This window comes from Dyella sp. OK584 (assembly GCF_057787755.1).
Genome location: NZ_CM173542.1, coordinates 290,988 through 305,195 on the forward strand (window position 1 = coordinate 290,988; position 14,208 = coordinate 305,195).

11 protein-coding genes are annotated in these 14,208 nt (G+C 57.2%); 5 read left to right on the forward strand and 6 right to left on the reverse strand.

The annotated features are described in order from the left end of the window. Window positions 1-93 precede the first annotated feature (93 nt). From AC3CBN_RS01240 to AC3CBN_RS01255, 4 genes are read right to left on the reverse strand one after another with little or no spacing between them, the layout of a single operon-like run. Window positions 94-4,932, reverse strand: a complete 4,839-nt coding sequence (locus AC3CBN_RS01240) for a glycoside hydrolase family 99-like domain-containing protein (RefSeq protein ID WP_488635017.1) — start codon at window positions 4,930-4,932, stop codon at window positions 94-96. Beyond that, window positions 4,929-6,338: an ABC transporter ATP-binding protein gene (locus tag AC3CBN_RS01245; protein WP_488635018.1), complete on the reverse strand. Its 1,410-nt coding sequence runs from the start codon at window positions 6,336-6,338 to the stop codon at window positions 4,929-4,931. Before AC3CBN_RS01245 ends, AC3CBN_RS01240 begins: the two co-directional genes overlap by 4 nt. Beyond that, window positions 6,328-7,158, reverse strand: a complete 831-nt coding sequence (locus AC3CBN_RS01250; RefSeq protein ID WP_488635019.1) for an ABC transporter permease — start codon at window positions 7,156-7,158, stop codon at window positions 6,328-6,330. Before AC3CBN_RS01250 ends, AC3CBN_RS01245 begins: the two co-directional genes overlap by 11 nt. 51 nt (window positions 7,159-7,209) lie before the next feature. Continuing rightward, window positions 7,210-8,379, reverse strand: a complete 1,170-nt coding sequence (locus AC3CBN_RS01255; protein WP_488635020.1) for a trans-sulfuration enzyme family protein — start codon at window positions 8,377-8,379, stop codon at window positions 7,210-7,212. 239 nt (window positions 8,380-8,618) lie between these two features. On the opposite strand from AC3CBN_RS01255, the gene rfbB reads away from it, so the two are divergent. The 5 genes from rfbB to AC3CBN_RS01280 are packed head-to-tail and all read left to right on the forward strand — an operon-like array spanning window position 8,619 to window position 13,456. Then, on the forward strand, window positions 8,619-9,668 hold the full coding sequence (gene rfbB, locus AC3CBN_RS01260; protein WP_488635021.1) for a dTDP-glucose 4,6-dehydratase: 1,050 nt from the start codon (window positions 8,619-8,621) through the stop codon (window positions 9,666-9,668). After that, the gene (gene rfbA / locus AC3CBN_RS01265) at window positions 9,665-10,552 is read left to right on the forward strand and encodes a glucose-1-phosphate thymidylyltransferase RfbA (protein ID WP_488635022.1); all 888 of its coding nucleotides are present in this window, start codon (window positions 9,665-9,667) and stop codon (window positions 10,550-10,552) included. The genes rfbB and rfbA overlap by 4 nt, the downstream gene beginning before the upstream one ends. Continuing rightward, a complete protein-coding gene (gene rfbC, locus AC3CBN_RS01270; protein WP_488635023.1) occupies window positions 10,549-11,106 on the forward strand; it encodes a dTDP-4-dehydrorhamnose 3,5-epimerase in 558 nt (185 codons plus the stop codon). Before rfbA ends, rfbC begins: the two co-directional genes overlap by 4 nt. Then, the gene (gene rfbD / locus AC3CBN_RS01275) at window positions 11,103-12,038 is read left to right on the forward strand and encodes a dTDP-4-dehydrorhamnose reductase (RefSeq protein WP_488635024.1); all 936 of its coding nucleotides are present in this window, start codon (window positions 11,103-11,105) and stop codon (window positions 12,036-12,038) included. Before rfbC ends, rfbD begins: the two co-directional genes overlap by 4 nt. Before the next feature lie 5 nt (window positions 12,039-12,043). Continuing rightward, a complete protein-coding gene (locus tag AC3CBN_RS01280) occupies window positions 12,044-13,456 on the forward strand; it encodes a mannose-1-phosphate guanylyltransferase/mannose-6-phosphate isomerase (RefSeq protein WP_488635025.1) in 1,413 nt (470 codons plus the stop codon). Window positions 13,457-13,571: 115 nt separating this feature from the next. On the opposite strand, the gene AC3CBN_RS01285 is transcribed toward AC3CBN_RS01280, so the two are convergent. Further along, window positions 13,572-13,727 carry a hypothetical protein gene (locus AC3CBN_RS01285; protein ID WP_488635026.1) on the reverse strand — a complete coding sequence of 52 codons (156 nt, stop codon included), beginning with the start codon at window positions 13,725-13,727 and terminating at the stop codon, window positions 13,572-13,574. A gap of 256 nt (window positions 13,728-13,983) precedes the next feature. Then, window positions 13,984-14,175: a hypothetical protein gene (locus tag AC3CBN_RS01290; RefSeq protein ID WP_488635027.1), complete on the reverse strand. Its 192-nt coding sequence runs from the start codon at window positions 14,173-14,175 to the stop codon at window positions 13,984-13,986. Window positions 14,176-14,208: the final 33 nt, after the last annotated feature.

Here is a 14,208-nt window from a genome sequence, read left to right on the forward strand (position 1 = left end):
GCCTCAATCAGCGACAGCGCCTCCACGCACGTCGCTTGCCGCTCGACCCGCGCAATCATGCTGTTTTCCGCCAGCGCTGCACTGGACACCACGTCAGGTCCTCAGCCAAGGCTGGGCGGCGGCGAACATGTCAACGCTTGGGGCCTCATCGGTAGCGAGACCCAAATGTACGTAAACATGTTGCGCGTAAGCCGACGCACGCGCGACCTGCTGCGGATCAGGGGCATACTTTTCCCTCGCCATCTTTTGAACCTTCAGGATTTCCAGAAGATGAGGCCATTGATCGGAGCCAAGGGTCACGCTGCGTGAGTGCCTGCGGTGCCCATTGTGGGATTCGGCACAGAAAGCGATTTTTCCTTTCTCGAGCACGCCCAGATACGTCACCCAGTCACCCGCGATCTTGTACTGAAGCACCTCGTCCAGAGACTCTTTCAGGACGTGGGCAATCGCTTCTCTGCGAAAGATCACGGCGCTGACATTCGGAATGGTGTTCTTGATGGATAACGCCCGGCGCACCTCATCGATACCGCGTGCAACGTACGACTCACTCCAAATCTTCTCGTCAAGATCTCGGCAGTAATCCCGATAGTTGTCCGCAGTTATATTGCCAATCTCATCCAGCTGTCGGGACTGGCTATAGGCCATCACGACTTCAGGATCGATAAGCATGGGATGCATGGTCGCCTCGAGAAACCTGGCGTCGGCCATATCGTCAGCCTCTGCGATCCATACGAAGTCGCCCGTGGTTAGCTCGACGCCCTTTTGCCACTGCTTGAACACTGACCCGGAATTACGTTCGTTCTGGATCACCGTAAAGTCGGTGCGTAACGATGATCGCAAGATATCCAGCACGTCCAGACTGTTGTCACTGGAGCTATCATCCAGCACAAGCAGCTCGTAGATAGGCACTGATTGAGCATCGATCGAACCCAGCCGCTCGGGCAGGTAGCGCGCATAGTTGAAGTTGGGCACCACCACGGATATTTTGGGTTGGGGCAGCCCGAGGGCGTCGAGCAGATCGAACATATACGTTCGGAACGAATACTCCTTCTGCACCAGCTCCCTGCCGACCTGCCCCAGCGATGCCGCGAGCTCAGGTTGCGTCAGTACGCTCCGCAATGAATCGGCGAACGCTTTGGCGTCGATCCGATCAACGAGAACACCGCAACCCTTGCGCAAAATCTCTTCGGCACCACCGGTGCCGGCGAACGCGACCACTGGCGTGCCCACCGAGAGCGCTTCAAGCACGACCGACGGAAACGGATCCTCGCGCGAAGTGAGCGCATAGGCATCGGCCCCGGCGTAATAGTCGTCGGTCTCGAAATCAAGACCGGGAAAGTGGAAATGATTCTCGCGCCCACTCTTGGCAATGCGCTCGCGGATCGAAGGTTCGATCGAGGTGTCGAAGTGTCCCACCCAGACAAAGTGAACGTTGGGGATCTCCTTGAGGATGCGCAAACCCATCTCTGCAAACAGGTCTATGCCTTTGCGATGATCTGCATAACCGATGGCCAACACCACCAGGTCATCGCTAGCCAGCCCCAGCCGCTCCCTGAGGCGACCCCGCGGTTCGCTGCGATTGGTACGCCCGCGGTAACGGCTACGCGTAAACAAGCCCTGCGGCCTGAGCATCGCCTGGTGCTCAGACACGTCGCCAAAGGCACGAAGCCCCTCCCGCACCTTTTCCGCGGGGAAGATGATCTTTCGAGCGCTGTTCACCATCGCCGTGACATGCGGCTGTAGGCCGTAGCTTTTAATGATTCCAGGTAATTCGTGGACTAGAGATAAGACCTGCATGCCGGCTTGGCTCAAGGTCTGCGCGAATAGCCCGGCAACAGTAGTGTTCGCAATCGCATGTTGCGCATGTTCAGCCAACTGTCGCGCGAGCGCCGTTGCCTGACTACCTTGATGGTCAACACCAATCAGCTTGTGGACTCTGCCATAGAGGGCGAAGCGCTCTTCAAGAATACCCTCCCCCAGAATCACCACGTCGACATGAAATCCGAAAGCCTCATGAAGCTCGCGCACCATATGGAGCGCCAGATACTGGGCGCCGTGGGGGTGTGCGTCATGCGTTACAACGACGATGTGCTTACGACCTTTCGCGGCTCCACCCAAAGTGAGTGCGTCGCGGGTCTCCTGGAGGTACGCATATCCATATTTGCGATCAGGCTCCAGATATGCACCCTCAGCCCATTCGTTCCACGCATTCACAAATACCAAGCGTTCGCCCTGCACGGGATGCTTGCGTGCGTAGTCAACGGCGAAACGTAGCCACTCGCCGTAGCGGCGCGGCGAGGCGTGCGCAAATGTATAACCGCGGCCCGGCTTGCGCGCCTCGTTATCCCAGGACGGAAAAACACCACGGATGACGTCAAAGCCGTTCGCAACATACTCGCGAGCCCGATCCATCACCGACTTGTAGTCGATCACATAGCCCGCGTAGTCGGGATTGAGTATCTGCAAGGACTCGTTGATCGGTTCGAGGCCGCTAGCCAGCTTGTGTGGCGGAAACTCAATGGCAGCGTCGAAACCGAAGACACGCGGGTCCTCAACATCGAACTGAACCATGCAGATGAACAGTTCGCCGATACCTACTTCCCGGCAATACTCGCGCCAGCGCTCCAACGTCGCTGCGGCATCCGGCAGGATGGAAGGACGGTACACGATGACGAGCGGTTTGCCGCCCACTCGAATGTATCGCGCATCCTGCAAAAACGGCGCGAGGTCGCGAATGAAGTTGATATCGTCCTCTGGCGAGTGATTTTGCGCCATGAGTACTTCGCTGTCCTGCCCATCCCAGCGCCGGGTCCAATTCTCATTGGCCCAGCAGATACAGAACGGAAAATCGATATCCTTTGCCGCGACGAATTGTTCCAGCGGCCGCTCAAGCAGGCGCCTTCCGCCGAACCAGTAGTAATGGAAGCAGAACCCTTGCACGCCATAGAGCTGCGCTAGTTCCACTTGACGCTTCATGACGTCCACCAGACGCAGGTCATAGAAGCCAAGTTCGCCCGGCAGACGCGGCTGATGGTGGCCTACGAACTGAGGGACGGCTTTCGATACGTTGGTCCACTCGGTAAAGCCTCGCCCCCACCACTCATCGTTCTCAGGAATTGGATGGAACTGGGGCAGATAGAAAGCGATGACGCGCGTGTCTAGCCGATCATATTGGAGGGGTGCTCCGCAGATCGGTACATAGGCGGACGCATCAGCCTTGCCAAAAACCTCCTTCAGAAAGGTATCCGCGCCATCCCGTGGTACGGAACTCGTCGGGGCCTCTGGCGCAACGCCATATTCGGGTAGCCCTCGATGAGCGCGGAACACTCGCCAGTCCCTGTAGCTTCTAGTGCCTTTCAGCACAGGAGACAGTACTCGAAAGATCACATCCTTCAGTGCCGACCTGCTCTGTGGCGACAACGGTAATGCCCGATAAGTACGTCTGGCAACGCGGCCGGCGTAGCCGCGAATTGAAAAGTGCATCAGAACTTCCCTGCCTCTCCGTAGCGGCGCAGTAATCTTCCAGCTCTTGGAGTTAAAAATATTGTTGATCGTTTGATCGCGTTGAGCGACCTCGTCGTTCAGCGAGGCGATGCTGGCAATTTTGTGATTGCTGTCTTCCTCATGGCTTCGCTGGACTGCCTGCAGCAGTGACTGCACTTCGGCAACCTGCGCGGATAAGATAGGGAGCACCTCGGTGCGCATGCTGATGTCACCGAGCGATGCATCGAGCCTCCTTAACTCCACCTCAACTGCAATTTGGCGGGATTCAACAGCACTGAAATGCGCAGCCATTGCGCCAAGAAGCCGACTGTTTTGTCGCCCAGATTCCTCCTGAAGCCGCGCCAGCCTCTGATCGATGGCATCAATTTGAGCTGCGAAACGCTGCTCGACCTTAGTCGGCCGCCCAGTCTCATGCTCTAGGAACTGCTGGATGGAACAGATCGCACCGTTCTGCTCGCGAATGGCTGAGGCCATGGATTCGCTAGTTGCAAGGCTATGCTCGGCTTGACCAGCTCTATTTTCGGCATCGCCCGCTCGCCGTTCAGCGGCAACATAACGACCCACCATGTCCTCCATGGCGGGCCCGTATAAGTTCACTGCGATACCAAACTCTTTGGCGAGCAGGCTCAATTGGTTCCAGCCCGTTTTGTCTCTGGTAATGCGCAGGCATTCCTCATAGATGCGATCGACCAGATCGGGCAGGCCCGTTCCCTCGCCTTCGGTCACGTTAACTGCAGCGCTGTGGTGCCGCTCATCGGTGTCCAGAAATTGGTCAATTTCCTCTGCAACATCATCGAGCTGCCGAGGCCAATCGATGTGCAAGTCCTCCCCAACCCGTGCCATGGTCACTCGCCAATCGTTGAGCAACTCATCGTAGGTGATCATGGCGCGGCTGATGCCACGCGTCGCCATGATGGGTTCCACTAAATATTGGGCCCACATCAACGCCGCATGTCCACGCGACCATTGATTTCTGGTGCGCAGTGAATCCGCCACTTCAAGCGGGTTGCGTACGACGAACAGCGCTTTGGCCTCGATATCAAGTGCAGCCAAAGCTTCGATCCAAAGCGGCGCGAGCAGGCACATCCGGGGATCCTTGATCGCCCACAATGTGCTCTCCGCAAAATCTGCCGTGATGAGCTGCGTGATTTCACGCACCGCCTCACGTGCCGCGGGATGCGCTGTCCAGCCTTCGGGCAGCTTTAGCATGTCGTACCAAGTACGCGACAACTTCTCGAACAACCGTTCGTGCAGGTCCACCGCGCGCGCGCTCTCCCAGAATCCCTTCGTATTGTCAAAGCTCGGACCTAGGATCTCGGCATTGAGATCCGCGCCCAATAGATTCACGACACGCGTGGTGGCTGAGGTCCCACTTCGGTGCATGCCGAATATAAGAATGGCTTCGCGCTTTCTTTGAATCGCCGTCACTGCATTACTTCCGCTGATTTCTCTATACGAATCGCAGACCGAATATCGAAATCGACCATCCCCGTTGCAAGTCGTTGCGGATCGGGCATGACTCGAAACATTGCTGCGTCGATATGCCTATTCAGATAGACCTCACCTTCCCCTACCTGTCCCAGAACACCGGCATTGAGAAAATAGGTTCCGGGCACGAGCATGCATCGAAACTCAAATCGAACCTCCACAGTGGAGCCGGCCTCAACCAACGGCATGGAGTTTTGACGCAGCGCCGACTGCCCGCCGCCGAGTTCCAGACCCGTGACATTCTTGATGAGCATGCCGAAACGCACAGCAGCAGCAGCTTCGTGAAAATGGACTCTATATACGTACTCGTAGGTTTCGCCAGTCCGAAGTACGTTGACTCGGCGACGCTTGCGGGTCTCTATATGCGGATCGTGAATCGTCACACCGATCGCGTCATATTCGAAGGTGCTCTTGGGTAAGAGGCCTTCGTCGAAATAGGCTTCCCCGTCTGCATCAAGAGACTCCCTTGTATCGCTCGTCACATCCGCCTTGGCCATATTGGCTTCCTCGCGGTCGGCCGTGGACATATGTATGTCCACCTCGGCTTCCTGATCCTCTTCGCGATGATGGCGAATCGATTCGCGGATTGTCTCAAGCCGATCAGCGGGGGCGTACAGCATCTTGTGATACCGAGATATCACAAACTTTGGTGAGCCTTGAACGAGCATTTCACCCTGATCAAGCAACAGCGCCCGATCACAGAGCTCCGACACGACACCAGCGGAATGGGACACAAAGAGCACCGTCGCGCCGCTATCGCGAATCTTGTGAATGCGGGCAAAGCACTTGCGCTGGAATGCCTCGTCACCGACCGACAGCGCTTCGTCGACGATGAGAATCTCGGGCATGACGTTGATAGCGACCGCGAATGCGAGTCGCACGTACATGCCGCTCGAATAGGTCTTGACAGGCTGATCGAGGAACGGGCCGATCTCCGCAAAGGCAGCGATGTCATCGAAGCGTGACTCAATCTCTTTGCGCTCGAGCCCCAGCACAGCGCCGTTGAGAAATACATTTTCGCGCCCGGTAAATTCGGGATTAAATCCTGCCCCGAGCTCAAGCAGGGCGGCAATTCGACCGTGTACTTCGACCGATCCACTGGAAGGCGTCAACGTCCCGCAAATCAACTGCAGGAGCGTGGACTTTCCTGATCCATTGCGACCAACGATGCCAAGCGTCTCGCCACGGGCGACCGAAAAGTCGATGCCCTTCAGCGCTTCAAACTCACGGAACCAACGTTGCCTGGGCCCTGGGGCCAGCATTTGAAACAACCGATGGTAGGGCTTTTCGTAAACGGGAAAGGACTTCGTCAATCCACTAACACGAATTGCGTAATCAGAGGACATCGGCAAATCCCCTTCGCGTCGCGCTAAAGCACGCGTAACCCGCATAGGCTACCAAAAGAGCGCCCGCAGTATAGAACCCCAAACCGATCCAGTCGGGGAAATGCCCCCATAACGCAACTTCACGGGCCTGGTCGATAATAAACGTCAGCGGGTTTAGTTCGAACAAAATGCGGTATCGCTCGGGTACCGATGACAAAGGAAGCATTGCGGACGACATAAACAACATGGCGGTCGCGAGCACTCCGGTTATCTGGCCAATGTCACGCAAGTAGACTCCAAGCGCGGCCAGCAGCCAGGAAATGCCTAGCATAAGCACTGACAGGGGCAGAAGAACCACTGGAAAAAATATAATGGTCCAAGCCATCGTCCCTTCCAGCGCCAACCGCAACACGATGAATACGAGCGTATTCATCAGCGCATGGAAAAGCGCGGACATCAACATGGGCCACGGCAGGATTTCCAGTGGGAAGATCACGCGCTTTACGAAATTTGGCTGCGAAGTAACCAGATGTGGCGAACGGTTGAGGCACTCGGAAAAAAAACCGTGAATGATCAACGCAACGAACAAAATGATAGAAAAGTGAGCATTGCCACCTTCGACTTGCGGCCACTTGTTCTTCATGACGAAGCCAAACGCAAAGGTGTAAACACCCAGCATCAAGAATGGACTTATGAGGGCCCACAGGAGACCAAAGCTGGCACCACGATAGCGTCCAAGAATGTCGCGTTTTGTGAGCTCCAGGGAAAGCGTTCGATGCCGAAGCAGCCCTGAAAATGGACCTAGCAGGCTGGCACCAACGGAATTGCTCGATTGGATCATTGAAACTGCATCTCCTAGTCGGCGGCATGTCACGCCGTTGCGTACTTCTGTTCAGGTCAAGGCGCGGGCGAGCTCATTACGCAGATCAGGTAGGTTTTCCACGCCGACGGACAGGCGTACCAGTCCGTCGCTGATGCCAAGGCGCTTGCGGTTGGCCGGAGGCACCGACGCGTGCGTCATGATCGCCGGATGCTCGATGAGGCTCTCAACACCGCCCAGCGACTCGGCCAACGCAAAAAGCTCGCAGCGCTCGAGCATGCGGCGTGCCTTCTTCAGGCCGCCCTTTACTTCCACGCTTATAATGCCGCCGAAACCGTCCATCTGCCTTTTGGCCAGCGCATGTTGTGGATGACTCTTCAACCCCGGATAGATCGTGCGCTCGATGTCCGGATGCTTCTCAAGCCACTTCGCCAACGCCAAGGCGCTCTCGCAATGAGCATGCATGCGCAGATGCAAGGTTTTCAGACCACGCATCGCGAGGAACGAATCGAACGGCCCCGCAACGGCCCCCACAGAGTTCTGCAGGAATGTCATTTTGTCGACGAGCTCGTTGTCGTCGCCTGCCACTACGATGCCACCCACCATGTCGGAATGACCGTTGAGGTACTTGGTCGCCGAGTGAAGAACCAGATGCGCGCCATATTCCAGCGGCCGCTGCAGCATGGGTGAGCAGAAAGTGTTGTCCACGACCAGAATAAGCCCATGCTTCTTGGCGAACGCGCCAAGTTTGGCGAGGTCCACCAATTTGAGCATCGGGTTTGTGGGCGTCTCAGCCCAAATCATGCGGGTATTTGGCTTTAGAGCCGCTTTCAACGCGGCTAGATCGTTTAGATCGATAAAAGTGAAGTCCAGCCCCGCCGAGCGTCGGCGCACGCGCTCGAAGAGGCGATAAGTACCGCCATACAAATCATCCATGGCGATGACGTGACTGCCGCTGTCGAGCAGGTCAAGCACCGTACTTGCTGCAGCCAACCCTGATGCAAAGGCATACCCAGCCTTCCCACCTTCAAGATCCGCCACACAGCGCTCATAGGCCATACGCGTAGGGTTTTGCGAACGCGAGTACTCATAACCTTTGTGCTTTCCCGGACTGGCCTGCACATAGGTTGAGGTGGCGTAAATTGGCGTCATGATAGCGCCCGTGGCGGGGTCGGGATGCTGCCCGGCATGAATCGCACGGGTGCCAAGACCCAGTCGTTCAGAATCTTTTTTTTCAGCCATATCCGTCACTTGTGGGGCTGACAGAAAGAGGTCCGTCGGCCGTTGTCACCAAAAGGGGCCTATCTTAACCAAGAAACCATCATGACCTGTACACAGTGGCTTGGCCCTGTACAGGTTTGCCTTGACGCAGCCCCCCACATCCGCGCTAAGCGGTGCCATTGATGGCGGTTGGCGGGTTTTTTCCGCCCCCCCGGGCATGACACAATGCTAGGACTGTATCTAGCGGCTACAAAGGATCTATGAAGACATTGCTCGTTACCGGCGGGGCCGGCTTTATCGGTGCAAATTTTGTGCTCCGGGCCATAGCCCAGGGATTGACGGTAATCAATCTCGACAAACTCACCTATGCCGGCAATCTAGATACATTAGCTTCAATCAAAGACTGCGATAGGCACGTTTTCGTACAGGCGGATATCGGCGATCGTGCTCTGGTGGCCGCATTGCTGAAGCAACACAAGCCTGATGCCATCGTGAACTTCGCTGCTGAGTCGCATGTCGATCGATCCATTGACGCACCAAGTGCCTTCGTTGAAACCAACGTAGTGGGCACTCTCGGCTTGCTCGAATGCGCCCGCGACTACTGGCGCGGCCTGGGAGAAACGTCGCGCGACGCTTTCCGCTTCCTGCATGTATCGACCGACGAAGTCTACGGATCGCTGGGCGCCGAAGGTAAGTTCACCGAACAGACCCCTTATGCGCCGAACTCGCCCTACTCCGCGTCAAAAGCGGCATCGGATCACCTGGTACGCGCGTTCCATCACACGTATAGATTGCCCGTACTGACGACCAATTGTTCAAACAACTACGGTCCGTATCAATTCCCTGAAAAGCTTATCCCACTGGTCATACAGAAGGCTTTGGCGGGTGAAACGTTGCCGGTCTACGGCGACGGCCTCAACATCCGTGACTGGCTCTATGTGGGTGACCACTGCCTGGCTATTCAACGTGTATTGGAAGCTGGTCGCGTAGGCGAGACTTACAACATCGGCGGCAATGCCGAGCGCGAAAACATCACTGTGGTCAAAACCATTTGCGCCTTACTCGATGCGCGACAGCCGATGGCCGATGGCCGAAAACGCGAATCGCTGATCGCATTTGTTAAGGATCGCCCAGGTCACGACCGTCGCTATGCGATCGATTCAAGCAAGCTGCAAAGCCAGCTGGGCTGGAGGCCTTCCCAGACCTTTGAGAGCGGTATCGAAACGACCGTGGATTGGTATTTAAGCAGCCAGCCATGGGTGAATCGCGTCCTGGACGGTAGCTATCGCATGGAGAGGCTAGGTTCATGAGTACTGCCAAGGGCATTATCCTGGCTGGAGGGTCCGGTACCCGGCTCTATCCGATCACGCAAGCCGTCAGCAAGCAGCTGCTTCCGGTCTATGACAAGCCGATGATCTATTACCCGCTGGCAACGCTGATGTTGGCCGGTATCCGCGACGTGTTGATGATCAACACGCCACATGAGCAGGCGCTCTTCCAACGTCTGCTTGGCGATGGCTCCCAATGGGGCCTCAACATCAGCTACGCGGTACAACCGTCACCGGACGGCCTGGCCCAGGCATTCATCATCGGGCGCGAGTTCATTGGCCCTAATCCCAGTTGCCTGGTGCTCGGCGACAACATTTTCTATGGCGTGGGGCTCACCGAACGCCTTAAGCGCGCCAGCGCACGCGAGCGCGGAGCGACAGTGTTCGGCTATTGGGTCCGAGATCCACACCGTTACGGCGTGGCCGAATTCGACAAGACAGGCAAAGTCATTGGCCTCGAAGAGAAGCCGGACAAACCGAAGTCGCACTATGCAGTGACAGGCCTATATTTTTACGATGGACGCGCCTGTGACTACGCCATGGAGCTACAACCGTCTCCACGCGGCGAACTGGAGATCACCGATCTCAACAAATGTTATCTCAGTGACGATTCGTTGCATCTGGAGCAGCTCGGCCGGGGTTACGCTTGGCTGGATACCGGCACTCACGAATCTCTGATCGAGGCCGGCAACTATGTTCAAACCATTGAGCACCGCCAGGGCCTGAAAATCTGCTGCCCAGAGGAAATCGCCTATCTTCAGGGCTGGATCGACAGCGAACAGCTGCTTCGCCTTGCGGCTCCACTGTCCAAGACGGGCTATGGCCAGTATCTACGCAATCTGACTGAGCAAGGCTACGTCGGATGAAAGTGATCGAAACCTCTCTACCCGGCGCGATCGTGATCGAGCCTCAGGTGTTCGGCGATGCCCGCGGTTTCTTCTACGAGAGCTACAGCAAAGCGAAGTACCATGAAGCCGGCATCACCGCGCAGTTCGTGCAGTCAAACGTATCGCGCTCTGGGAAGGGTGTGTTACGAGGTTTGCACTATCAATGGCCCAACCCTCAGGGCAAGTTAGTCAGCGTGCTCGAAGGTGAGGTTTTCGATGTTGCGGTCGACATTCGACGTGACTCACCCACCTTCGGGCAATGGGCTGGTGCCATGCTGACTGCCGACAACCATCGCCACTTCTGGATTCCCGAAGGCTTCGCGCACGGCTTCTGTGTGCTATCGGATTTCGCTACGTTCGCCTATCAGTGCACCGCACTCTACGACCGTGTCGCTGACGCTGGCGTCCGCTGGAACGATCCGGAAATCGGTATCGATTGGCCCATCAGCCAACCGCTACTTTCCGAGAAGGACGAAAAGGCGCCTTTGCTGAAGGAAGTCAGCGTCGACCGGCTACCGGAGTATTTTCGTTGAAGGTTGCCCTTCTCGGCGCCAACGGGCAACTTGGGCGCACTTTTCTACACGATGGTGGTCTCGCTAAGCTCGGCACGCTGGTTCCCGTGAGCCGCGATGGCAGCTTGATCGACGGTGGCTGCGGCGAGATGGGTGACATGACATCACTAGACAGCCTGCTGAATCTCCTCGAACGCATACAACCAAATGTCATCGTGAACGCGGCCGCCTATACGGCTGTCGATCGGGCGGAGAAGGAAGAGGACATCGCAACGCTCGTTAACGGGGAGGCGGTGCGAGCCCTGGGCGAGTGGGCCGCGCGCAACCGAGCACTCGTCGTGCACTACTCCTCCGACTACGTTTTCGACGGTGAAGCCCGGTGCCCCTATGCACCTGACGCGCCCACATCGCCACTAGGTGCCTATGGTCGCAGCAAGCTAGCTGGCGAAATGGCGCTGCATTCCAGCGGCGCGCAACACATCATCTTCCGTACTGCGTGGGTTTACGCATCGCATGGACAGAACTTTCTTCGCACCATGCTCCGCCTTGGCGCCGAGCGTGATCAGTTACGGGTGGTCGCCGACCAGCATGGCGCTCCCACCTCCACTAATCTCATCGTGGCGGGAACGTTGGCTGCGCTGAGGCAGTGGCTGGCGGCGTCGGTTCCGACCCGCGGCGAGCTGGAGGGCATTTATCACCTCGTTGCGAGCGGCCAGACCACATGGCATGGATTTGCTACATCCATCTTCGATCAGGCGTCAGGGCATGGTCTGCTGCCTCGCAGACCCGAGGTACAGGCTATCGCTACGGCCGACTTCCCCACCCCAGCCAAACGGCCGGCCTATTCTGTGCTCGACAATAGCAGCTTCCAGCGCCAATTCGCATTTACACTGCCTGATTGGAGCGAGGGCCTTTCAGAGGTCATTCGCGAACTCGCATCCAAGGAATCGTGAAAGCCATGTTGATTCCAATCATTCTCAGCGGCGGCAGCGGTACCCGGCTTTGGCCGGTATCACGCAAAAACCTTCCCAAGCAGTTCCTATCGCTGACCGGCCAAGGCACGCTGTTTCAGCAGACGGTGGCGCGAACACGCATGCTGCCGGACGTAACCTCGCCCATCGTCGTGGCCAGCGAGGACCATCGCTTCCTTGCGGCTGAGCAATTGATCGAATCGGGAGTCGAAGGCGCCACCATCGTGCTTGAGCCAGTGGCACGCAATACTGCGCCAGCCATTGCACTGGGTGCGCTGCAGGCAATGGAGCGCAATCCGGAGGCGTTCTTGCTGGTGCTACCGGCCGACCATTTGATTGGCGATGCTAAGAGCTTCACTGAGGGCGTGCGGCTTGCCCTCTCGGCGGCCCGCGAGGGTTGGCTGGTGACGTTCGGCATCCGTCCGGATCGCCCAGAAACCGGCTTCGGTTACATCCGCCGCGCAGAGTCTATTGGCGACGGTGCTTACCGCGTGGATCGATTCGTCGAGAAGCCCGACCTGGCCGCCGCCGAGTCATATCTGGCTGATGGCGGCTACGACTGGAACTCGGGCATGTTCCTGTTCAAGGCGTCGCGCTACCTCGAAGAGCTGGCTGAACACGCACCAGCCATGCTCGCCGCCGTGCGCGCTGCCCATGAATCGATCAGGACCGATCTCGATTTCGTCCGCATCGACGCCGACGCTTTTACCAAGGTCCCAGACAATTCTATCGACTATGCCGTCATGGAAAAGACGCACCGCGCGGCAGTCATCCCCGTTACCTGCGATTGGAGCGATATCGGCTCATGGTCGGCGCTATGGCTTGCCGGTATGCATGATGCCCAGGGCAATCTGCGCGAAGGCGACACCATTACGGTGAATACGCACAACTCGCTACTCCGTCCACACGATCATCATCTGCTGGCTACGGTGGGCGTGGATAACTTGATCGTGGTCACAACACCCGATGCCACGCTGGTCGCCCACCGCGATGCCGCACAAGACGTCAAACGCGTGGTCGATGAGCTCAAAGCGGCCGGTCGCACAGAGCATTCGCTGCATCGCGTGGTTCGCCGTCCCTGGGGTAGCTACGACTCCCTCGAATCGGGTGAGCGCTTCCAGGTCAAGCGCATCGTTGTGAAGCCCGAAGCAGCGCTCAGCCTGCAAAAGCACCACCATCGTGCGGAACATTGGATCGTAGTCTCTGGTACGGCCGAGGTCACCTGCGACGACCACGTGTTTCTACTCGGCGAGAATCAAAGCACTTACATCCCACTTGGTAGCGTGCATCGCCTGCGCAACCCGGGCAAGGTGCCACTGGAAGTCATCGAAGTTCAGTCCGGCAGCTATCTAGGCGAGGACGATATAGTCCGCTTCGAAGACGTCTACGGCCGATCTTGAGGTGCAACTGCAAGCTCGAAAGAAGCCGCGCAATTGGGCGGCTTCTGGTGCCGCCTAAAAGAAGCTCCAACCGGGACCGCGCCGTTGCGCGGTTCTGGATCGTAGATCGGGGCCGTCAGAGCAACAAAAAATTCCAACAAGCCCGGCGTTTGCCCAAAAAGGCGACTGGCCCAAACAATAAAGAATCCAATTGCCTGCCATCAGCAGATGCCGGCAAACGCACGATGCCGCCGAAGCTGTTGGATGCTGGGCGAGCATCGAACACAATCATGACGTAACCGTCGCGATACCCTTCACTAGATCCCCCAAGGCTTCTCGGGGAGATACTTCACGAATCGAGATCAGATCAGGGCGGCCCAACTGCACATACTTTTCCGCTACGGAAAGGTGGAGAACGTTCGTCAGCACTTCCGTTCTGCACCGCATCAGTACGTGTTGTTTGCTTGACGAAAAGGCGCTCCGATACTACTCGGAGCGCCTTTTTATGCTTAGGGAAGCTTGATCAGCCGGCTCTTCTTGACCATTGATCAGATGTGCTTAGCCAGGAACGGCTTACCACGCACGGTCAGATAGCCTCTTTGCTGAAAGAGGCTGGCGATCTGGACATGGTTCCAGCCCTCCTGCGTCAGGGTAACGATCTCGCCGAGCAGGAAGCGCTGGTAATGGGTGTAGTAGCCCGAGGTGTCCTTGGGGACTAGGACCGAGACCGAGGGCGGCAAGTGCCGGGATAGCTCCCGGCACTTAATAACCAA